Genomic DNA, 21,586 nt, shown 5'->3' on the forward strand with positions numbered 1-21,586 from the left:
TATAATTATGTTTCATATGGTTAAGTAAGAAGTATAGAAGATAATGCTCTAGTTAGGGGGAGGGTATGTTTCGCTTTTTACTTAATATGAGTTTACAGAATAAACTTCTCATTCTCGTTATTTTAACATCCATTATACCTATCACTCTATTAGCAACATTTACTTATCAGAATTCAATTCAAGTTATGGAGGAGCAATTGAGTAGAGCTGAAGAAGATAAGCTCACTCAAGTAAATAAACAGCTTTCCTTCTTCTTTAGTGATATGGACCAAATGTCGCTCTATCTATACCGGAATGACATGGTTCAACGTGTACTTGCAGAGCCAGAAACGAGATCTCATACAAAAAAATATGAAGATTATCTTGCAGTCAATGACCTTTTTGATACGATGACGTCTTCCATGAATTGGACCTTAAATCTGTACATTATCGGATTAAATGGGGATCGGTATTTTACAGGTGACTATTTGCCTCGTCAGTATGATCAATATATGGAAGGGTGGGGAATCTTTCGAAAAGCGAATGAAGCGGAAGGTCATCTTGTGTGGAATACGCATCAAAGTATTAATCACCCCCAAGGTGATGATATTGCTCTTACAGGAGGACGATTACTTAAAGACATAACTTCTGGAGAAGTACTCGGTTATCTCGTTATTGATGTTATGAATCAAACGATGTTGGACCTTTATGCAGACACGACACATGAAGATGGGCACATGTACCTCTTAGATGGTCAAGATTATATCGTTTCTTCGCAGCCAACTAACAAAGTAAAAGGTGAAAAATTTTCACTCGATTCGTTTAACCACAAGGACATGGAAGGTGGCTTTGTACAGTATGTAACTGAAGAAGAGTCGTATGTTATCGTTCACAATGAAAATGAGAAACATGATTTTTCTTTTGTTAGCATGGTGCCTGATGTTGAAGTACGCAAACTAGCAGATGAGTTCTTAACATTAACCGTTGTTATAGCTGTAGTTGCGTTGATTATCTTCAGCTGGGCTGCATATTTTCTATCAAAAACATTGACTCGTCCGCTTTATGAACTCATGGAGCTTTTAAGACGTTTCGCAAACGGAGATCATACCGTAAGATTTACTAGAAATTACAATGATGATATTGGGAGACTTGGAAATGATTTCAATCAGATGGCTCATAAAGTAAATCATCTTATTAGAGAAGATTATGAAAAGGAGATGCTTTTGAAGGAGTCAGAACTTAAGGCGCTGCAAGCACAGATTAATCCACATTTCTTATATAACACATTGGAGACAGTAAATTGGATGGCTCGTATGAATGGTGTGAAACAAATTAGTGATGTTGTTGTATCTCTAGGAGGGATGATGCGTTACACCATTTCTAGAGGAGATAACCTCGTTCCACTGGAAGATGAGTTAACACAACTTAATCACTATTTAACGATTCAGAAAGTCCGTTATAAAGATAAATTTGAAGTGGAGATTGATGTGGATCAATCAGCTTGGCAGTGCTAGTGCCTACACTTGTTATCCAACCAATTGTTGAAAATGCGATTAGTCACGGGCTAGAAAGAAAGCTCGGTCATGGAAGGCTCCAGCTCCATGTAATGAAAGAGACCAACTCAATTCAAATTGTAATTGCTGACAATGGAGTCGGTATGAATGAGCAGGTTTTAGCGACGTGCTTTCTGGAAAAGAGAGGAAAAAGTATCGAGGAGGAGGAACAGGAATTGGACTTCAGAATGTAAGAAGACGAATTGGGATTTATTATGGTGAGAAAGGAAGCTTTCATATTACTTCTTCTCCATCAATAGGCACTGAGGTAAAAATAACCATACCAATTCACAATCGTATGGATGATGGAAATCATGATCACTCATGAAGGGTTAGGCGGTGAAGTATGATTAAACTGATGATTGTAGACGACGAGGATATGATGAGAATGGGTTTGGCTACGACGATTGATTGGACAGAGATAGGGATTGAAGTTGCTGCGACTGCAGCCCATGGACAAGAAGCGTTGGAGATCATGAAGCGAGTGCCTGTTGATATCCTGCTCACTGACATACGTATGCCCGGCATGGATGGAATCGAGCTAATTAAAGAGGTGAAGGAACGTTATCATGACGTTGAATGTGTGTTGCTTACGGGATTTGGGGAGTTTACTTATGCTCAAAATGCCCTTAAGTTAGGTGCACGGGACCTCTTGTTAAAACCGACAGATCCAACTGAGTTGACTCGTGTCCTTTCAAAAGTGGCAAAACAACGATCCGACCAAAAAAAAGAAAAGTCCCGATATGCTCAATTAGTTCTCTCCCGGTACATCCGGAATCCACAGGAAGTGACTCGTGAAGAATTAACGGCAGTATTTACTTATGAGGCACCCTATGCAATCGCTATTGCAAATAGTCAGGAAGACATTAACAAAGAAGGTGTTAAAGGGTGTATTTGGACAAGTAATCATCAAGCGGTTTTTATTGTTGAAGGATGTAACGAACCGCTTTTTGAAGAACAATGTGAGATGCTCTGGGAGCTATTGAAAAAGGAATCTAAAATCCAAACACTGAGTGTCAGTAAACCGATACATGACGTTCGCGAGCTGCCGACGGCTTACCAACAGGCAAAGATCATTCACGAACAACAACACTTGAATGGCAGGGGCATCTTTTATTTTTCAATGTTCCAGCATGTCGACATGGACCGTATTCTTAATGATATCGACAATCACTATACACATTCGATAACATTAAATGAGCTCGCAGATAAATATGTGTTAAGCAGCAGTTATTTAAGTCGTGTCTTCAAGCAATATACAGGGCGTAACTACGTTGATTACATTACAGAAAAGCGAATGAATAAAGCGACTAAATTGTTAAAGGAAACGACCCTTCGCCCTTCGGAGATTGCCTATCAGAGCGGGTACTCAGACCCTCGATATTTTAGCCAGCTGTTTAAGAAGCAAATGGGAACAACCCCTTCAAATTACAGGATAACTCACCAAAAATAAAACGACCTGAAAGTCAGCAACCATGATCATTTGATCATGGTAATTTTTTTGAAAAAAATCTTACATATGTGAAAATAAACAGCATTGTTTGCGCTTACAACCCAATCTATGATAGGAAGAACAAATGTTATAGGGGGCAGGGTTATGAAAAAGGCGGGACAATTTTTTATGATTGCTAGTTTTTCAGCAATACTTGTAGCGTGTGGTGGGGAAGATTCAAGTGATAGTGAAGAGGGTAACAGTGATGGCGGTGCACAAGAAGAGACAAGTTCGTTAACCGTTTACTCTCCACATCAAACAGAAATTATCAATCCAATTGTTAATGAATTTCAAGATCAAACTGGAATCTCAGTAGATTTAATTACAGCAGGAACGGGTGAATTATTAAACCGTGTTGAAGCAGAGTCAGGTAATCCGTTAGGCGACGTATTCTGGGGAGGCGGAGCTGAATCTCTCGAGGCGTATAGTGAATACTTCACGCCGTATGTAACTAGTGAAGATGAACATATTCCTGAAGAATTTAAAAGCCCAACGGACAGTTGGACAGGTTTTTCAGCACTTCCTATGGTCATTATGTACAACGAAAGCATGGTAGATGAAGCCGATGTCCCAACGAGTTGGGAAGATTTACTCGATCCAAAGTGGGAAGGGCAAATTGCATATGCCGATCCGTCTAGTTCAGGGTCTTCCTACACGCAAGTTGTAACGATGTTGTTTGCTTTTGAGGATGACGGTAACGACGGGTGGAATTATGTTGAGGACTTTATTGAACAGCTTGATGGGAATACACTTTCGGGTTCATCAATGGTTTATCAAGGCGTTTCTGATGGAGAGTTTCCGATTGGAGTAACGCTGGAAGAAGCAGCGTATCGCTATATCGTAGGAGATGCTCCGGTAGGAATTTCTTACCCATCTGAAGGGACGTCTGCTGTTCCAGATGGCATGGCCATCATTGAAGGTGCGAATAATCAAGCAAATGCCGAAGCATTTCTAGATTTTCTAGCAGGTGAAGAAGTGCAGGAAATGGCAACGAGAGAGTTTAACCGCCGAACAGTTCGCGACGATGTTGATCCGCCAGAAGGGTTGGCACCATCAGAAGAGATTCCAATGGTCGATTATGATTTAAGTTGGTCAGCAGAAAATCAAGATGAGATTATGGAGCGTATTAGACGAATCATCATTGAAAGATAAACAAGAGGGTCACGTTTTTTCGTGATCCTCTCCGTACATAGTACGGATATAGAGGAGAGAGTTGAATGAATTCCATTAAAATACAAGGAATTAGTAAGATTTTTGACGATTATCGAGCTGTGAATAATGCAAACATTGACATTAAAGAAGGCGAGTTCTTTACGCTTCTCGGTCCAAGTGGATGTGGGAAAACGACCCTTCTTCGTGTACTTGCAGGTTTTCACCAACACGAAGAAGGACATCTTTATTTTGGGGATCAGCTCATGGATGATGTGCCCGCATATAAACGTAACATCGGCATGGTATTTCAAAATTATGCGATATTTCCACATATGACAGTGTTTGAAAATGTAGCCTACGGGTTAAAAGCACGAAAAATTAAAAAACAGGAGATTCAAAAGCGGGTTACCGACGCACTTGAGATGGTTGAACTAAGCCATCTGAAAGATCGACAACCTTCACAATTAAGTGGGGGGCAACAGCAACGCGTCGCATTGGCTCGAGCGGTAGTGATTCATCCAGGGCTTCTCTTAATGGATGAGCCGTTGTCAAACTTAGATGCCAAACTTAGGCTTAAGATGCGATATGACATTAAAGAGTTACAAAATTCTTTAAACATAACCAATGTGTACGTTACCCATGATCAAGAAGAAGCACTTGCTGTCTCGGATCGTATTGCTGTTTTAAATGCAGGTGAAATTCAACAGATTGGGAAGCCGCATGAAATTTATTTATCACCAGTAAATCGATTCGTAGCAAACTTTATCGGTTCTACGAATTTTTTGGATGGCAAGGTAGGTGATAATGATCGCTTGCTCGTTGCTGGCGTCGATTTGGGGACAGCGAAGCTGACAGAGTCGTATCGAGGTGAAGTGGTGTATTCAGTCCGACCAGAGCAACTTAGCCTCGCAACAGAAAGCACACAAACAAATACTGTTAACGGTAAAATCGTCGGGGCATTGTTTTTGGGGGAGACGGTTGAATATAAGATTCGTTTAGAAAATGACCAAGAAATACAAGTTCATGAACATGCAGTATCTTATCAACAGTTGCGCAGTGTTGATGAAAATGTACGAGTTCATCTTAATCCAGCGGATGCTGTCATCTTTAATGAAAGTGGAGAGGAGGCATTGAATATTTATGGAAACCGCTATGAAACCGCGTAAACGTTTTCGGTTGCGGTTTGACTTTTGGTCGATCGTAACCATTTCAGCGTTTGCGTTCTTCCTTTTATTCCTTGTCTATCCCCTCTTTTCAATATTCATAAATAGTTTTATTGTAGATGGTAGATTGGATTTTTCAAACTATCAGGAATTTTTCTCTTATCGATATTACTACGAAGCGTTGTTGAACAGTTTGCTCGTTGCCTTCTTTGCGACGATATTTGCTTGTTGTTTAGGTATACCTCTTGCTTATATCATGACAAGATATGACTTGCCATTTAAAAATTTAATCAATATATTACTCGTGTTGACATTGATGTCTCCGCCATTCATTGGCGCATACTCTTGGATTCTCATGCTCGGAAATAACGGCTTTATTACAAACATTTTCTCTGACTGGTTCAATATTGATCTACCAACAATTTACGGCCTTGGTGGAATGATTTGGGTGTTTTCTTTACAGCTTTATCCCCACATCTATCTATATGTTTCTGGAGCATTAAAAACGGTGGACCGTTCACTAGAAGAAGCATCTGAAGGTCTAGGTCTCTTTGGCTTAAATCGTATTCGAAAGATTACGTTACCCCTCATTTTTCCGACTGTTTCCATGGGAGCCATGATGGTATTTATGTCGGCATTCGCGACTTTGGTACACCTCGACTACTAGGGCAAAGTGACACGCTCTTACCTGTTCTTGCTTTTGAAATGTTTATAAATGAGCTTGGCTCTAGCCCAGCGATGGCAAGTACAATCAGTATTGTTTTACTTACAATTACGACAAGTATTCTCTTCTTGCAGCGCTACTTAATCGCTAGAAAAACATACACGATGAATAGCATGAACGCGCCAAAACTTGTACGCTTACGGTGGCCATTAAAAACCGCGATGATGATGGGAATTGCTGGTTTATTAACAGTTTCTCTAATTCCACAAGCAACAGTGATTACGACATCATTCAGACAAACAAATGGTCCTGTGTTTACGAGCGGCTTTACGTTAGACAGCTACAGAGAAGTATTCTATCGTGTTCCTAATGCCATTATTAATACGTTTACGTACTCAAGCATTGCAATGGTTTTCATGCTAGTGATGGGATTGCTCGTTTCATATGTCATTGTACGGCGGAGTTCAAAACTGACAGCACTTCTAGATTCGTTGATTATGATTCCATATGTTATGCCGGGTACAGTTTTAGGAATTAGCCTGATCCTTGCATTTAATGAACCACCTATTGAAATTACGGGAACTTGGGTGATTCTTGTTATCGCATATTGTATCCGCAGACTCCCATATACGATGCGGTCAAGTACTGCAGTATTGCATCAAATCGATAAAAGCGTTGAAGAGGCATCCATCAGTTTAGGTGTTTCACCGGTAAAATCATTCTTTAAGACAACAGCAGTTCTAATGGTGCCGGGCGTATTGTCAGGAGCATCTTAAGCTGGGTAACGACAATTAATGAGCTTAGCTCAACAATCGTTTTGTATTCTGCAGCAACGGCGACAATTTCTGTGTCTGTGTATAGTGAAGTATTTACTTCTAACTTAGGCGCTGCCGCAGCGCTGGCATCAATTCTTACATTGAGCACAATTGTATCACTCATTGTCGTCACAATTATTTCTGGTAAGCGTGGCCTTCCTATATAGTTTGAATACCTAGATTTTTGTTCAGGAAGGATCAATATGGCTAAATACATCCTCTTTTATATAAGTGTAAGCATCGTACTATTATTAAGCTTGTATCTGCTTTCATACTCCAACCATGACAATGACCTTGAAGATTCATCAACGACTAATGATGAAACCCTCAAATTGTGGACCGTTGAACCTGCTCTGGTGGAAGCTAGTGAGACTTTTTCAGAGACAAACAATAAAGGGGTGACCATTCAAACACGACTCTTTACGAGCCATGACCAACTATTGGATGAATTATATGGTGCGGTCTCTTTGAATGAAACCCCTGACTTAGCAGAAATTCATGCTCATTATGGAGTGGCAGACTTTGCCGAACAAGGTTTAATTGAGCCAGTTGAAACGTATGTAAATGCAAATAAGATTGACGAAATGTTTAAAGCGTTAAGTGAACGCTTTACGTTTAATGATACGAGATATGCTTTGCCTATCGGATTGGATGTTCCAGTCATCTACTACAATGCCTCTTTGGCAGAACAGTATGGAATGGAGAACTTTAATCGCCTAACGTGGGATTCATTTTGGGAGGATGTTGACCAATTTCATAGCAAAGTGAACAATGATCAACTGTGGCATTTCCACACAGACATGGAAACACCCTGGTATATGGAGGCAATGCATAATGATTTGTCTTTTAGCCCCGAACAATCCGAATTGAATCAGTGGTCTCGACTCGTGAATGAGTTGGGCTATATGCCCAAACTAACGCATCAACTTGCAATCCCACAATTTGTCGATGGTGACGGCCTTTTTCTAATGTCATCACTTAATCAACACCAATTGCTCCGACGGCTCATCGCGGGTTCTTTTGACCTCGGAATGATTTCACTGCCAGAAGTAGGGACCTCTTATCCGGCAGGAGGAGCTGGAATTATTGTGTTTACCAACGCGCCAAAAGAGAAAGTCACATCTTTCTTTCAATATTTAGATGAACCTGAGATGTCAATCAAATTGAGCTTAGATAGCTATTATTTACCTGTTCGTGCTGACCTCTTTACTAATTATCAATTCGAACAGTGGTTGAGAAGAAACGATACGATCAATATTCAAACTGCTATTAATCATCTTGAATATAAAAATGCTCAGCTTGAGGATGAAGAGCGGTGGAACCTCCTACAGTCCTTACAGGAAAGCGTTGAGAGTGAAGGGGTCGATTGAGATGACAACAGAGTCTCCGGTATTAAGGTGGGCTAAACAAATTCAAGCCCTTTCTCAGAGTGGGCTAGCATATTGTAAGGATCCGTATGACCAAGGGCGATATGAAGCTCTGCGAGATTTATCCGTGGAGATGATGAGTGAGCTTAGTGGTGAGGAAGAGTTAAAAATTGTGAAAGAAGCTTTTTCTTTCGAACAAGGGTACGCCACACCTAAGGTTGGTGTGCGCGCTGTCGTCGTAAAAGAGGATCGCTGGTTAATGGTTCAAGAAACCGATGACAAGTGCTGGTGTTTACCTGGGGGCTGGTCTGATGTTGGAGATACGCCAAGATCAACCGTAGAAAAAGAAGTTTTTGAGGAAACTGGATTCAAAATAAACGTAGACCGATTACTTGCTGTATTTGATCGGAAGTGCCATCCACAACCATCTTCTTTATATGATATCTATACGCTGGTGTTTCTGTGCTCAATTGTAAGTGGTGAAGCACAAACGAGTATCGAAACAGACGCTGTGGATTTCTTCAGTCCTGAGCATCTTCCACCGCTTTCCTTGCAACGGATGACTAAAAGCCAAGTGAACATTATCCAAAATCAAATTAAGGATGAGACGTTGCCTCCTTATTTTGACTAATTGAGTGGAGGAAGATAGACATTGAAACTGGTAGAAAAACATCGAGCTGCTAAAACTGGCGATAATACGATGTGTGAAGATCATTATTTTTATAATGAGCACTTTGCAGCTGTCATTGACGGAGCGACGAACGTTTCCGGGGAGATGATAGGTGGACTCACCCCTGGACAACTTTCGGCGTATACAATTCGCGAAACCCTTGCTGAGGTGGATGGACAGGCGGACATCGAAGAAATTATTGAATATATTAATGATCGACTTCAAGATCGCTATAAAGAAGAGGGCATTCAGCAACTCATTCATGATAAGCCGTTTGCCACGCCATCTGCCGTAATGAGCCTGTACAGTCATGCAAGAAAAGTCGTGTGGATGATTGGTGATTGTCAATGCCTCATTGATAACGTTTCATATGCTCATGAGAAACTAATTGATGACATTACTGCAAATGCTAGATCAATGTATTTAGAAGCGGAAATTCAATGTGGAAAGTCAGTAGACATGCTGATGACTGATGACAGCGGATTTGCTGCGATTCGTCCACTTATTCAAATGCAATATCAATTTCAAAACTTGCCGAAGGAACACCCTTACGGTTACGAAGTAATCAATGGATTTACGATGGCCATAGACCGAATCCGCACGGTTCGTGTTCCTGAAAATGCAAATGAACTTGTCCTAGGCTCTGATGGTTATCCGTACTTGAAACCCACACTTTCTGATACGGAAAATGCGTTATTTAATCTATTGGAGGAAGATCCTCTTTGTTTCCGTATTTTCAAGAGCTCCAAAGGGCTGATGCACGGAAATGAATCGTACGATGATCGTACCTATTTAAGAATTCGGTTGAATGAAGAGTAGCCATTGGCTACTCTTTTATAGTCGGTAGGATTTTATCGTAAAAGTGGAAGGTGACTCTACAAGTGTAACTAAAGACGTTGTATACTATCGATCTCTTCGCCAACGGCCCATCGTTTGAGTTGTTGGGGGACAGAGACATAGCGCCATGCAACTCTCCTAAACCCACGACCACAGGGCCACATGTTCAAACACTAACGCCCCTCGTCACTTCACACACGGTTATACCGCTCATGAATGTTGTTTTTCTTATACGTTCCAGAGACTGGGAATTCATACAACTCCAATGACAACGCCAAGTAACGCTCCGAAAAGAGTTCCTTGAAGTGGTCTTCCATCACGTGAAACAGAGCGTCACACACGTCTTTCTTCTCTTCCTCAGAGCGGCCGGCACCGATTCGAATTTGCGTATGAACGAACGCATCATCGACGGTGTCATCGGCAACTACATAATCTGTCAGTGCGATTGCGCGGGAACGAATGCCGCCAACAGGAAACGTCTCTGGGCGGGCGATGAACACGCGATTCATCCGAGCGAGCAGTTTCCGCACATCCGTCTCACCTTGCAAGTTGGCAGTATACTCAACAATAATGTGCGGCATCACGCATCACCTCGAATAAAGTTTCTAAGCCGTCCGACACCTTGCACCTCGGTGACCACCTCGTCTCCAGCGTTCACTCGCTCGAGCCCCTCTGGCGTACCCGTTAAAATTATGTCGTTTGGCTGTAACGTCATGAAGCTACTCAAATATTCCACCAATACAGGAATGGAGAATACCATATCTCGCGTTGAGCCCGTCTGCGTGACTCGCCCATTGACGGTCGTTTGAAGAGTCAGGTTCATTGGGTCATCGATGTGTTCACGTCCGACAAGCCACGGTCCGATTGGTGTGCTATTGTCACGGTTCTTCACACATAAATTGGGGCGGTAATAATTCTCTAAATAGTCGCGAATGGCGTAGTCATTGGCGACCGTATAACCAGCAATATAGTCGTAAGCTTGTTCTCGTTTGACGTGTCGTGCTTGTTTACCAATGACAACTGCAAGCTCGCACTCATAATGCATGTTCGTCACATCATTAGGTCGCACAGTGACCCCGTTATGTCCGACAAGCGTGCCCGGACCCTTTAAGAATACGAGCGGTTCTTTCGGGGCTTCAAATGCCAATTCTTTTGCATGGTCTGCATAGTTAAGCCCTAAAACGAAGATTGTACCAGGTATGACAGGCGGCAACCATTGGACCTGATGTTCTTCAACCGTTCGCCCATCACAGAGTTCGATGCTGCCTTCTTTCTCGAAAGCGGGTTGGATTTTTCCTTCGTAAACGATCCGTGCTTGTTTCATCGGTTCACCTCCGGTTCATCTTGTGCGGTGTTAACGAGCGTTCCGATTCCTTCAATTTCAATGGTGACGGTGTCTCCACGCTGAAATGTTGGGCGGTTCGGTGGGGTGCCGACGAGCAACACGTCTCCAGCAGAAAAGGTCATAAATGCACTCACGTCCGCAATGGAGATGGGGGATGTCTCGAACGAGTGAGCGTGTGGAAGCCGTCTGTTCTATCGTTTGATTAATCGATACGCGCACGGTGAGGTCGTCTGGGTTTGGGACGCTTTCTCGAAGGGTAATCCACGGTCCAATCGGGCAGAAACCGTCTCTTGATTTTTCCTTAATTGCCGGACGGTGTAGGCTTTTATGCGGGATGCTCACATCGTTTGCAATCGTGTATCCAGCTACGTAATCAAGGGCGTTCTCGACAGACACGCGACAGGTTTCGCGGTCAAACACGATACCAAGCGCTGCACCGACTTCCAAATATTCAGTTTTATCTGGGACTGGGATGGGCGATTGGTCGGCGACGAGCGTGTTTTTAGGCTTGATGTACAGGACGGGTGCTTCGGGTGGGCGGTTGTACGGCGCGTTATGTAAATCGTCCCCGAATTGGGTGAGCTCCTCTGTGTAGTTTAGCGCGGCCCCGTATACCGTGCCGCCAGTAGGGATATCGTAGCGCACGGTCGTCTGTTTCTGTGCCGGGTCAATGCGGTGTGTCATATGGTGAGACTGTCCTTGAATCTTAGCAGAAATCGAAATCATTCGGGTTCCTCCTTTGATTGAAAGGCGAGCAGTGTATTTTGTTTATGCTGACGACTGAAGGCTTCAATTTCGGCTTTTGGCGCTCCTTCCTGGAACATGTGAAGCAGTTCGCGGTGTTCTTTCAATGAATTGGGTGCCTCATCGGCAACGTCGTAAACGCTGACGTGCGAACGGTGTCCAACTTCTCCCACGCACTTGTGATGTGAGCAACGAGCAGTTCGTTAGGGCAATGGTCATAAATCGCAAAATGAAATGATTTGTTTAGCTTGCCAAACGTCGTCAGGTCATAGCACTCCAAGGCGGTTTGCATCTTGTCGTTTAACGTATGTAACGTTCTTAGTTCATTTTCGCCTAAATACGTCGACGCTTCAGCGGTTGCAAAGCCTTCTAAAATGGAGAGAAGCTGAAGGGTTTCCTCGTAAACTTCGGCATCAATTCCTGTAACAACAGCCCCAGCATGGGCACGGTATTCAATGTATTGATCGGCCTCAAGTTTGCGAATGGCTTCTCGAACAGGAATATGACTGGAGCCAACTTCTTTTGCAATCTGATCAATAACAAGTCGCTGTCCAGGTAAATAAGTTCCGTCGAGAATGCGTTCTTTTACCAACATGTAGGCGTAACCACTTTTCGTACTCGTATCCGTTTTCATAGCTCAAAGTATAGCGGAATTTATTCACAATCACAATAACTTCCCTTGAAATCATATATGATTGGATATATGATATTGAAAACGCTTACGAAAAGGGGAATGATGATGCAACGATACGATGAAATCAAGCAAAGGTTACGAGGATCTATTGCCCCAGTCATTACGCCGTTCAAAGAGAATCATGACATTGATTTTGATAAACAGTCAGAATTAATTGAATTCCAGATTGAGAATGGGTCACACGGCATCTCGGTTACAGGGACATCCGGTGAACCGAGTTCGCTGTCGCTAGAAGAGAGAGTGCTCGTCATGGAGCAGGCGATGAAAACGATCGATGGTCGTGTTCCGTTTGCTCCGGGTACAGGGTCAACGAACCATAACGAGACGATGTATCTCACAAAAAAAGCGGAAGAAATGGGTGCTGACGCAGCGATGGTCATCGTACCATACTATAACAAACCGAATCAGCAAGCGTTGTATAAACACTTCAAAACCGTTGCCGATGCGGTGAATATTCCGATTATTATTTATAACATTCCAGGCAGGACAGCACAAAACCTTGAAGTGGAAACGATGGCGCAGCTCGTCAAAGACTGCCCGAACATCGTCGGTGCAAAAGAATCCAACAAAGATTTTGAACACGTAAACCGTGTTTTACTGCACTGTGGTCGAGATTTTCTGCTGTTTTCTGGAATTGAATTGCTCTGTTACCCGATGCTTGCGATCGGTGGTTCGGGTTCAATTAGTGCGACCGCCAATGTAGCACCTAAAGCCGTGGCTGATTTGCACAATGCGTGGTTTGATGGCGATATTGACACGGCGAGGCGCCTGCACTTTGAACTGATGCCATTGAACGACGTATTGTTCAAAGACACGAACCCAGCCCCGGTAAAAACAGCACTTGGAATGATGGGCAAGATTCACCCAGCGTTACGCTTGCCGATGGACCTCCCTTCCGAAGCGTTACAAAAAGAGATTCGTGAAACATTAGTAGACTATCAGATTGAGGTTTCTAAGCAACTGTCATAGGGTGGAGGTATATAAGTTGAACTAATGAATTTCTTCAGAGAACCAATGGTAAACCGACTGTTAAAGCCTAAATTTCTACGTCATCGAAGATCTATGTTCATCGTTCACAGCAGTTGTAGCAATGAATGGTTTCTATGAATGTCATTGATATCCAAAGTGTGTAAATATCGTCAGTGTCACAAATAAGGAACTCTAGTTTAACAACGCCGCTTATTCAGTATCGCTGATTGGAACCAAAGGCAGTGACGCCTGCGAAAGAAGGGCCGAGACGAGACCCTGCAGGTCGTAATAAGTTCACTGAAAAATGTATACCAAAGTTTCGCTTGCTATAAATATAAACTCCCACGTAGACCCTGTCTATGATGGGAGTTTCTTCAATAAGGAGCGGTTATTAGCAGAAATCCCCACATAGAAAGGCTATATTCTCACATAGACGGTTCTATGATGGGATAATTTACGATCCCAACGCTCCATATAGTTGAAACCCCCACATGGATCGGACCCGTTAGTTCGCTTTAACGAGTAACGTAGAGAATGAGACGCTATTTTCTCAGTGACTTCGCCATCAGACTACGGAGCTCGGCCGGTCCTCCGCGGTCAAGAAAACACGGTGGGCGTACTTTGGCCACCGATGTTGCCCTTGTGCTCTGGAGTACAAGCATCCGCCTGTAGTGGAAAGCAACGATCAATAGCGCTAATTAGGAAAATGTAAAGTTCAACTTATTTAGATAGTATAAATCATCACCTTCCTCCTTTTTTCAACAAAAAGAACAAAGATTTCAAGACAAGACTAGAGGTTATTTGTACTAGATTTTGCGGAATACATAGAGTAGGAACTTCATACCTTTAAGAAAGTAGACACTAAAGGAGATTATGAAGGTGGTAGAGATGATGAAAGAATTAAAAACAATTGTAGACCAATACTTTGACATTGAAAGTGACGGTGAGGGTCAGAAGTGGTTTTATGGCGTTGCTGTAACTGCGCTCTTCTTTATCCTCTTTACAACCGCACTTCTCATAGCGTTATAATTGTGGGTGGATAGGCCGATCTCCAAGTGAGATTGGCCTATTTTACTAAAAATATAGACAAAAACAAGGGATAGAGTATACATATGAAGAAATGAAGGGTGACATATATAATAGGAGGGGAATATGAAACGAATTTCATTGATGAATCAAATCTTCATCGCTTTCGGTTTGGCTGTTTTGTTCGGTGTAATCTTTGGTCCTAGCATGACGATTGTTGAACGCTAGGTGACTTGTTTTTGCGTCTCATTCAATTTGTTATAGCACCCCTCGTACTTGCTTCATTAATCGTCGGGGTGACAAGCTTGGGGTCTGGAAAACAGATGCTAAGGCTTGGAGGAAAGACGGTCGCATTCTTTTTACTTACTTCATTCGTAGCCGTCGGTATTGGATTGTCGATGGGTTACTTGTATCAACCAGGAACCAATGTTGAAATCGCAGCTCCTACAACAGAAGAGGCCGAAGAAGAAGTCGACGAACTTGATGAAAGCATCGTAGATATTCTCATTAACATAGTGCCCGAAAATCCATTTGCCGGTTTGGCACAAACGGAAATGCTGCAAATCATTTTCTTTGCACTTGCCTCGGTATCGGGATCTTGCTCGTCGGTGAAAAAGCAGAGCCAGTGAAAAAGTTTTTCGATGGGCTGGCTGAAGTGATGTTTAAGGTAACGTCAGGGATTATGATGGTGGCACCACTTGGGGTTTTCGGTATTCTTGCCCCGGTTGTTGGAGAATATGGGCTAGAGATACTCCTTCCGCTCATCATGGTGATTGTTGCAGTTGCTACTGGGTGTTTACTCCACATCATTGTTGTCTATGGTGCCGTTGTAAAATCGCTTGGTAAAATCTCACCGATCAAATTTTTGAAGGGGATGAGCCCGGCATTTCTCTTTGCATTTTCGAGTGCGAGTAGTGCAGCAACACTCCCGTTATCAATGAAAAATGCTCAAGAAAATGTAGGCGTATCAAAAAGTACATCCAGCTTTGTATTACCACTCGGGGCAACGATTAACATGGATGGCACCGCGCTTTACAACGGTGTAGCCGTCGTATTCATCGCCCAGTTTTATAGTGAGTCACTATCAGCTTTGGACATTGTCACTGTGTTGCTCGTTGCAACGCTCGCCGCAATTGGCACCGCCGGGGTACCAGGAGCAGGGTTAATTATGCTAACGATCACATTGGCGGCCATAGGCTTACCACTTGAAGGTATTGCTCTTGTTGCTGCCATTGATCGAATTCTCGACATGATGAGAACAGCGACAAATATTCTTGGAGATAGCGCATGTGCGGTGTACATTGATAGAAGTGAGCACAAAGATAGAGCATTTCAAGATGAAGCAGCTTAATTGGGAATATTCCCCGTGAAATATTTGTCGATTGAAGGGAAAGACAAGGTTTTCAGTTATGGATAATTGGGAAAACGACAACGAGGAGGCGGTAAGATGAGCGTCAATGTTGTCTGGTTTCGAAGAGACCTTCGGTGGAGCGATCATACAGCGCTGGCTCGCGTATTAGATGATACGGAGCCAGCGGATTCAATACTCGCACTGTTTATTATAGACCCGAATATGACGAGTAGCTTCTCGACGCGTCATGATTATTTTTACGAAACATTGCAATCGTTTGTTGAAGCAGGGGATAAGCTAGGGATCAACGTTCATTTTCTTTACGGATCGGTGGATGAAGTATTTCCTCTGCTTGTTGACGATTTTAATGTGCAAGCGGTGTACTTTAATCGAGACGAAAGCGGAGCCGGTCAGGATCGAGACCGTGAAGCAATAAAGGTATTAGAGTCAAAAGGCGTGGAGGTGCACACGTTTATTGATCATCATCTTCACGGGGCGTTAGAAGTAACCAAAAAAGACGGGGAACGCTATCAAGTGTTCACCCCTTATTATAAGGCGTGGAGAAGGCTCACGAAACCGGCCCTAAATACGATTAATGTAGACGAATTAAAGAAAAAGTCTGTTAATTACCGAACATCCTTTGAGCGCGGGAAAGAAGCATACGGAAAACTGATGCAACAAAAGACCGGACGCTTTTCTGATCATGTCGGGGAACAGGCAGCCCGAGAACGACTTGTTGCTTTTTTGAATGATGGGCTGGTCAGTTATGATGAAGACCGAGATCGACCAGGGATTGATGGAACGAGTCAACTCTCCAAATATTTGCGAACCGGAGTGATATCACCAAGAATGGTATTTGAAGCGGTGCAAACAGCTGCCGAGAAAAAGGGTACGGATCAAGGAGCAGAAACGTTCATTCAAGAACTGGCGTGGCGTGATTTTTATAACATGGTCTCTTATGACCATCCAAATGGGAAAGATGAGGAATGGAAAGAACAATTCCGTGGAATGGAGTGGTCGTATGACGAAGACGAGTGGGAGCGATGGAAAGAAGGGAACACTGGTTTTCCGATTGTTGACGCCGCGATGCGTCAATTAAATCAAGAAGGATGGATGCACAATCGTTTACGTATGGTGACAGCATCTTTTCTTACGAAAGATCTTCTCCAAGATTGGCGACAAGGAGAGAGGTATTTTCAAGATCAGCTTATCGATTATGATCCAGCATCAAATATCGGAGGTTGGCAATGGGCAGCCTCAACAGGAACAGATGCTGTCCCTTATTTTCGCGTGTTCAATCCAACACGCCAATCGGAGCGATTTGATCCTGATGGAACCTATATTAAGACGTATGTTCCAGAACTTCAGAATGTACCGGTTGACTATATTCATGAGCCCGGTCGCATGCCAGAACATGTGCAGGAGAAGGCGAAGTGTGTGATTGGCTCTGATTACCCCGAACCGATCATCGACCATAAGGCACGTCGAAAAGCGGCAATTCAAATGTATGAAGAGAAAAAAGACGAATCTCGCTTCAAAAAGTGACAATTTTGTTACGGAACATCAACACTTACACTGGAGTCCTACAGTTTCACTTTTCTTTTCTTTAAAACTATTGGTTTAACGTGATAAAATAAAGTTACAGAAGTGTGCACATACATACCTTGGTGTCGTATGCGCAAATGTAAGGGTAAAGGAGGGTACACCATGAAGAAACTACTTATCACAATGGGCGCACTTGCGTTTATTCTCGGTGGTTGTAACGAGGGTGCGGGTGATGTGCAAGAGCCAGTTGGAGATACGTTTGAAGATAGTGGCGGAAGCAGCGCTAGCATGATAGCGGGGATTCTGGCGACGGCGAATCTGTTGACCTTGAACAAGGAGCTTCTGTTTACGAAGCGAGTTGTTTAAGCTGTCACGGAGATGACATGCAAGGAATGAACTCAACACCTGGTATCGAGGGTGTTGCGGCTGATGATGTCCTAGCAGCAATTGATGAAGGTCCAGGCTCAATGCCTCCAGGCCTTGTATCAGGAGAAGATGCAGAAGCTGTTGCAGCTTATGTTGAAAACGGCGGAGAATAATTTATTCTTTAAAGACTCTGTGCAAACTACTTTGCACAGAGTCTTTTTTTAGATTTCATTAATGTAGAAAAACGAAACATGGTGCACATTAAGAGACGTATCATCATCAAGAGCAATAAATGGGCGATTTTCTGCAACAGCAGCGTTCATCAATTGTTGGTAATGATCTCGAACTTCTTCCTCATCATCAAATCGACTTTCTTCATGCTCAAGCTCTGCTTTATCCAACATCACAAACGTAATTTCAAACATAGCGTCCTCCTTATGTGAATGTTTACTCGCTACTTCGCCAGCTCGTAGTGTTCTTCCTGCTTGATGGTAGCTTTTATCTAGGGCGAATATCAAATGGGGAGTACGATCGGTGTTCGCATGTTGCTACCGATAGGAATATAATGGAATTGAAAAATCTTCTCTAGATAAACAATTGCTTAAGGAGGTCATCATTATCGATAATAAAGAAACGCCAGAACCGTTATGGCGAAAAGTGATTAGACGTATCCATCTATGCGTATCGATTGTTTTATTCATCCTATATATTGTGCAAATCACACGTGAATTTGGAGAAAGTCATAGTATTAGTTCATTTTATCCTGCGTTAATTATCGGTAGTCTCTGTACTTTTCTCATAATAATAACGATTGCAGATTATATGACGAAATACGATTGTTCAAAGAGAGAACTATCAATGAGGATATGTGGTGTTGCGGTCATCATTTTGATAGCCGTTATTGTGTTGTGAGCTTGAGTGAGTGATTAAGCTAGCGATATGCTGAAATATGAGAGTCCTAAATAGTAAATTTTCACTTTTAAAAATATGTTCACATAGATACATGTATAGTATTTTCCTAGATCCATAGTCTCTACCCGTCTTGCAACTGCAGTGACTCCTATTTGGTTAAAACAATAAAGTTGACAATTCCTATCGAGTTTGTACATAATAAAATCGGTTAAGAGATTCGGAAGGGTGAATGAAAGATGATGAAAAATTGGAAAATATACATGTACTTACCGATGCTGGCTGTTTTGATGGTCGGATGCGCAGGTGATGACGGTGAGCAAGATGAAGAGCCAGAAGACTCAACAAGCGAAAACGGGGTGGAAGAGGTAGAAGGTGGAGACGCTGTGATGGCAATTTCCAGCGATCCGGTTGATTTGGATCCACACGGCTCCAATGACGGGCCATCGACGATTGTCCGCAGCAATATTTATGAGAATCTTGTTGAGCAAACATCAGATCTTGAAATTGAACCTCACCTCGCACAGAGTTATGAACAGATAGATGATGTGACGTGGGAATTTATTTTAAGAGAAGATGTGACGTTTCATGATGGAGAACCGTTTAATGCGGAAGCTGTCAAAGCCAACATTGAACGAGCGATCAATCCTGATGTATCCAATCGCCTATTTTTGTTAGATATGATCGATCGAGTTGAAGTGATGGATGAATATACGGTACACATTATCACGGAGTATCCATTTGGGGCGCTTCCTGCAAATCTCGCGCATGATACAGGTGGCATGATTAGCCCAGCCGCGATTGAAGATGAGGACAATGGGGATACGAACATTGCGACGAACCCTGTTGGGACTGGGGCGTTTACATTTGATAGCTGGGATCAAGGGTATGAAGTCGTTCTAACGAAAAATGAAGATTACTGGGGTGAAGATGCACACCTAGACAGCGTTGCAATCCGAACGGTTCCGGAGCAAGGCACACGTGTCGGAATGCTATCCACAGGTGAGGCCCAAGTATCTCAAAGTTTAGAAGCGGCAAACGCCAATCAAGTGGAAGAGATGGAAGAGGCAGAGCTGGCTGTATATCCGAGTCTAGCAATGGATTATGTAGGTTTCAACACGCAAGTTGAGCCGTTTGACGATGTGCGAGTGCGCCAAGCGATTGCTCTCGCGATTGATCATGAAGCAATTGTAGAAGGATTGTTTGAAGGATATGGTTCAGTAGCAGACAGCCCGATTAATGATAGGGTGTTTGGTTATCACGAAGACTTGGACGCTCCAGAATATGACCCTGAACGTGCCGCAGAGTTGTTAGCAGAAGCAGGATACGAAGATGGCTTTGAAACGAGCATTTGGACGAGTGATATCAATTCTAATTATGTGTTTATCGCCGAAATTGTTCAAGATCAGCTCACAGACATTGGGATCAATGCCGATGTACAAATTATGGAGTGGGCAACATTCCTTGAAACGACAGGGAACGGGGATCATGAAATGCAAGTGGCTGGTTGGACGACGGTAACGGCTGATGCAGATTACGGCCTTTATCCACTTTTCCATACCGATTATCAAGGTGCGGAAGGGAACCGTTCATTCTATTCTAATGATGAATTGGATGCGATGCTAGAATCGGCTCGCCAAGAAATCGACGAAGACGAGCGAATTGCACAATACCGTGAGATTCAAGAGTTTCTCCGAGAAGAGTTACCGATGGTAAGCATTGCTTTTCAAGATAACCTCTTCGGTGTTAGCTCCAATTTCGAAGGATATGATCGCCGTTCTAACGGGAAATTTCTTTTCAAAGACGCATACTTTACGGATGAAGAAGCTGGTTATTAACGGTGAGCACCCAATAGTAAACCGACCTCAAATGAGGTCGGTTTTTTCACGGAACAATATTGCCCGCCGCACGATAGCATTCAAACCACTCTGAGCGAGTGAGATGAATGTTTGTGGCGTTAACCGCTTCTTGAAGGCGGTCGATTTGACGAGTCCCGGTTACGACTTGAATGTTGGCGGGATGGCGAACGATCCAAGCGTACGCAATCGTTGAAGGGGAGGTACTATATTTCTCCGCAAGGCGGTCGAGCACTTTATTAAGTTCTGGGAATCGCTTATCTCCGACAAACACGCCATCAAAGAAGCCAGTTTGTAGTGGGGACCAAGCTTGCACCGTAATGTCATGAAGTCGGCAGTAATCCAGGATTGAACTGTCGCGGTTAACTGCCTGGTCATTGTGCATATTGAGTGTTATGCCTGCGTCAATCATCGGAGTGTGTGTGATGCTTAATTGCAACTGGTTAATGACAAGCTTTTGAGAAAGATGTTTTTGCAGCAGCTCGATTTGCATAGGAGTATGGTTGGATACACCGAAATAGCGAACCTTCCCACTTTGTTCCAGCGTATCAAATGCTGCGCCCACTTGCTCAGGCTCCACGAGGGGGTCAGGGCGGTGTAACAATAAGATATCCAAATAGTCTGTGTTTAACCTTGATAAAATGCCGTCAACCGCGCTTACAATATGTTCTTTAGAGAAATCAAAAAAACCACCGTTATCTTTTCGGATGCCACACTTGCTCTGGAGAATGATTTCGTCGCGTTGCATCGTAGTCGCTTGAGAAAAAAGTCGTTCACATTCCCCATCTCCATAAATATCGGCGTGATCAAAAACATTAATGCCCATCTCGAAGGCAGCCGAAGTAAGTCTTTCGACTTCTGCAGTGGATAACGTATTTATTCTCATGTTGCCCATAATGATGGAAGATGCTCGTAAGTCAGTGCCAGAAAGCTCAAAGTACTTCATCGTTTTCCCTCCTCTATGACTTCAGTATGTACGGCTTGTCTAGCTTTGACAAGCTCCCTGATGAAGTCACAACGAAGGAAGCATGAAGGAATGAGAGGTGTGTGATACATTCAAGAAAGAAAAGTGAACACGGATGATAAGGA

General features: G+C 43.1%; 23 protein-coding genes and 3 pseudogenes. 17 read left to right on the forward strand and 9 right to left on the reverse strand.

What is annotated here, in order from left to right:
* The first annotated feature begins 65 nt into the window (after nt 1-65).
* The 7 genes from JCM19039_RS21970 to JCM19039_RS25410 all read left to right on the forward strand — a co-directional run bounded on the left by JCM19039_RS21970 (nt 66) and on the right by JCM19039_RS25410 (nt 6,779).
* Nucleotides 66-1,493: a sensor histidine kinase gene (locus JCM19039_RS21970; protein WP_052398683.1), complete on the forward strand. Its 1,428-nt coding sequence runs from the start codon at nt 66-68 to the stop codon at nt 1,491-1,493.
* Entirely contained in the window at nt 1,487-1,726 is a 240-nt protein-coding gene (locus tag JCM19039_RS21975; protein WP_373975421.1) for a sensor histidine kinase, read from the forward strand. The genes JCM19039_RS21970 and JCM19039_RS21975 overlap by 7 nt, the downstream gene beginning before the upstream one ends.
* Nucleotides 1,727-1,878: 152 nt before the next feature.
* Nucleotides 1,879-2,985 (forward strand): response regulator, encoded by a 1,107-nt coding sequence (locus tag JCM19039_RS09850; RefSeq protein ID WP_042400417.1) that lies wholly within the window; start codon nt 1,879-1,881, stop codon nt 2,983-2,985.
* Nucleotides 2,986-3,129: 144 nt separating this feature from the next.
* Complete coding sequence (locus JCM19039_RS09855) at nt 3,130-4,176, forward strand: ABC transporter substrate-binding protein (protein ID WP_042426603.1); 1,047 nt, start codon at nt 3,130-3,132, stop codon at nt 4,174-4,176.
* 65 nt (nt 4,177-4,241) lie between these two features.
* Nucleotides 4,242-5,342, forward strand: a complete 1,101-nt coding sequence (locus tag JCM19039_RS09860; RefSeq protein ID WP_042400413.1) for an ABC transporter ATP-binding protein — start codon at nt 4,242-4,244, stop codon at nt 5,340-5,342.
* Nucleotides 5,317-6,006 (forward strand): iron ABC transporter permease, encoded by a 690-nt coding sequence (locus tag JCM19039_RS25405; protein WP_238544994.1) that lies wholly within the window; start codon nt 5,317-5,319, stop codon nt 6,004-6,006. Before JCM19039_RS09860 ends, JCM19039_RS25405 begins: the two co-directional genes overlap by 26 nt.
* Nucleotides 6,007-6,077: 71 nt before the next feature.
* Nucleotides 6,078-6,779 (forward strand): iron ABC transporter permease, encoded by a 702-nt coding sequence (locus JCM19039_RS25410; RefSeq protein WP_238544995.1) that lies wholly within the window; start codon nt 6,078-6,080, stop codon nt 6,777-6,779.
* On the opposite strand, the gene JCM19039_RS25415 is transcribed toward JCM19039_RS25410, so the two are convergent.
* Complete coding sequence (locus JCM19039_RS25415) at nt 6,727-7,035, reverse strand: hypothetical protein (protein ID WP_238544996.1); 309 nt, start codon at nt 7,033-7,035, stop codon at nt 6,727-6,729. The genes JCM19039_RS25410 and JCM19039_RS25415 overlap by 53 nt on opposite strands.
* On the opposite strand from JCM19039_RS25415, the gene JCM19039_RS09870 reads away from it, so the two are divergent.
* Genes JCM19039_RS09870 through JCM19039_RS09880 form a run of 3 tightly spaced genes read left to right on the forward strand, consistent with a single transcriptional unit; the run spans nt 7,022 to nt 9,674 of the window.
* A complete protein-coding gene (locus JCM19039_RS09870; RefSeq protein ID WP_042426606.1) occupies nt 7,022-8,188 on the forward strand; it encodes an ABC transporter substrate-binding protein in 1,167 nt (388 codons plus the stop codon). The two genes, JCM19039_RS25415 and JCM19039_RS09870, sit on opposite strands and share 14 nt — an antisense overlap.
* A gap of 1 nt (nt 8,189) precedes the next feature.
* The gene (locus JCM19039_RS09875; RefSeq protein WP_042426609.1) at nt 8,190-8,816 is read left to right on the forward strand and encodes an NUDIX hydrolase; all 627 of its coding nucleotides are present in this window, start codon (nt 8,190-8,192) and stop codon (nt 8,814-8,816) included.
* A 21-nt stretch (nt 8,817-8,837) separates the two neighbouring features.
* Nucleotides 8,838-9,674, forward strand: a complete 837-nt coding sequence (locus JCM19039_RS09880; protein ID WP_042426611.1) for a hypothetical protein — start codon at nt 8,838-8,840, stop codon at nt 9,672-9,674.
* Nucleotides 9,675-9,883: 209 nt separating this feature from the next.
* Here the strand turns inward: JCM19039_RS09880 and JCM19039_RS09885 are convergent, their stop codons facing one another.
* The 6 genes and pseudogenes from JCM19039_RS09885 to JCM19039_RS09900 all read right to left on the reverse strand — a co-directional run bounded on the left by JCM19039_RS09885 (nt 9,884) and on the right by JCM19039_RS09900 (nt 12,376).
* Entirely contained in the window at nt 9,884-10,273 is a 390-nt protein-coding gene (locus JCM19039_RS09885) for a 5-carboxymethyl-2-hydroxymuconate Delta-isomerase (protein WP_042426614.1), read from the reverse strand.
* On the reverse strand, nt 10,273-11,016 hold the full coding sequence (locus JCM19039_RS09890; RefSeq protein WP_042426616.1) for a fumarylacetoacetate hydrolase family protein: 744 nt from the start codon (nt 11,014-11,016) through the stop codon (nt 10,273-10,275). Before JCM19039_RS09890 ends, JCM19039_RS09885 begins: the two co-directional genes overlap by 1 nt.
* Complete coding sequence (locus JCM19039_RS27915) at nt 11,013-11,159, reverse strand: fumarylacetoacetate hydrolase family protein (protein WP_373975395.1); 147 nt, start codon at nt 11,157-11,159, stop codon at nt 11,013-11,015. The genes JCM19039_RS09890 and JCM19039_RS27915 overlap by 4 nt, the downstream gene beginning before the upstream one ends.
* A gap of 34 nt (nt 11,160-11,193) precedes the next feature.
* A pseudogene (locus tag JCM19039_RS09895) lies at nt 11,194-11,763 on the reverse strand (fumarylacetoacetate hydrolase family protein); the annotation flags it as partial.
* Nucleotides 11,760-11,888 (reverse strand): hypothetical protein, encoded by a 129-nt coding sequence (locus JCM19039_RS26490; RefSeq protein ID WP_255343651.1) that lies wholly within the window; start codon nt 11,886-11,888, stop codon nt 11,760-11,762. The gene JCM19039_RS26490 and the pseudogene JCM19039_RS09895, both read right to left, overlap by 4 nt.
* On the reverse strand, nt 11,885-12,376 hold the full coding sequence (locus tag JCM19039_RS09900) for a GntR family transcriptional regulator (RefSeq protein WP_238544997.1): 492 nt from the start codon (nt 12,374-12,376) through the stop codon (nt 11,885-11,887). Before JCM19039_RS09900 ends, JCM19039_RS26490 begins: the two co-directional genes overlap by 4 nt.
* A gap of 141 nt (nt 12,377-12,517) precedes the next feature.
* Here JCM19039_RS09900 and hpaI point away from each other — a divergent pair, with 141 nt between their 5' ends.
* From hpaI to JCM19039_RS23150, 6 genes and pseudogenes are all read left to right on the forward strand, one after another.
* A complete protein-coding gene (gene hpaI, locus JCM19039_RS09905) occupies nt 12,518-13,444 on the forward strand; it encodes a 2,4-dihydroxyhept-2-ene-1,7-dioic acid aldolase (protein WP_042426618.1) in 927 nt (308 codons plus the stop codon).
* A gap of 891 nt (nt 13,445-14,335) precedes the next feature.
* A complete protein-coding gene (locus tag JCM19039_RS24365; protein ID WP_193744200.1) occupies nt 14,336-14,473 on the forward strand; it encodes a hypothetical protein in 138 nt (45 codons plus the stop codon).
* A gap of 236 nt (nt 14,474-14,709) precedes the next feature.
* Nucleotides 14,710-15,821, forward strand: a pseudogene (locus JCM19039_RS09910) (dicarboxylate/amino acid:cation symporter).
* A gap of 96 nt (nt 15,822-15,917) precedes the next feature.
* Nucleotides 15,918-17,366 carry a deoxyribodipyrimidine photo-lyase gene (locus JCM19039_RS09915; protein WP_042426620.1) on the forward strand — a complete coding sequence of 483 codons (1,449 nt, stop codon included), beginning with the start codon at nt 15,918-15,920 and terminating at the stop codon, nt 17,364-17,366.
* A 162-nt stretch (nt 17,367-17,528) separates the two neighbouring features.
* Nucleotides 17,529-17,732 (forward strand): hypothetical protein, encoded by a 204-nt coding sequence (locus tag JCM19039_RS09920; RefSeq protein ID WP_042426622.1) that lies wholly within the window; start codon nt 17,529-17,531, stop codon nt 17,730-17,732.
* A gap of 11 nt (nt 17,733-17,743) precedes the next feature.
* Nucleotides 17,744-17,905, forward strand: a pseudogene (locus JCM19039_RS23150) (cytochrome c); the annotation flags it as partial.
* A 48-nt stretch (nt 17,906-17,953) separates the two neighbouring features.
* On the opposite strand, the gene JCM19039_RS09930 reads toward JCM19039_RS23150, so the two are convergent.
* On the reverse strand, nt 17,954-18,157 hold the full coding sequence (locus JCM19039_RS09930) for a hypothetical protein (protein WP_042402671.1): 204 nt from the start codon (nt 18,155-18,157) through the stop codon (nt 17,954-17,956).
* Nucleotides 18,158-18,880: 723 nt separating this feature from the next.
* On the opposite strand from JCM19039_RS09930, the gene JCM19039_RS09935 reads away from it, so the two are divergent.
* The gene (locus JCM19039_RS09935; RefSeq protein ID WP_238544999.1) at nt 18,881-20,479 is read left to right on the forward strand and encodes a glutathione ABC transporter substrate-binding protein; all 1,599 of its coding nucleotides are present in this window, start codon (nt 18,881-18,883) and stop codon (nt 20,477-20,479) included.
* A gap of 46 nt (nt 20,480-20,525) precedes the next feature.
* On the opposite strand, the gene JCM19039_RS09940 is transcribed toward JCM19039_RS09935, so the two are convergent.
* Nucleotides 20,526-21,443, reverse strand: coding sequence for an aldo/keto reductase family oxidoreductase (locus JCM19039_RS09940; protein ID WP_042426625.1), 918 nt, complete (start codon nt 21,441-21,443; stop codon nt 20,526-20,528).
* Nucleotides 21,444-21,586: the final 143 nt, after the last annotated feature.

The sequence above is a fragment of the Geomicrobium sp. JCM 19039 genome, from assembly GCF_000698145.1.
GTDB lineage: Bacteria > Bacillota > Bacilli > Bacillales > Marinococcaceae > Geomicrobium_A.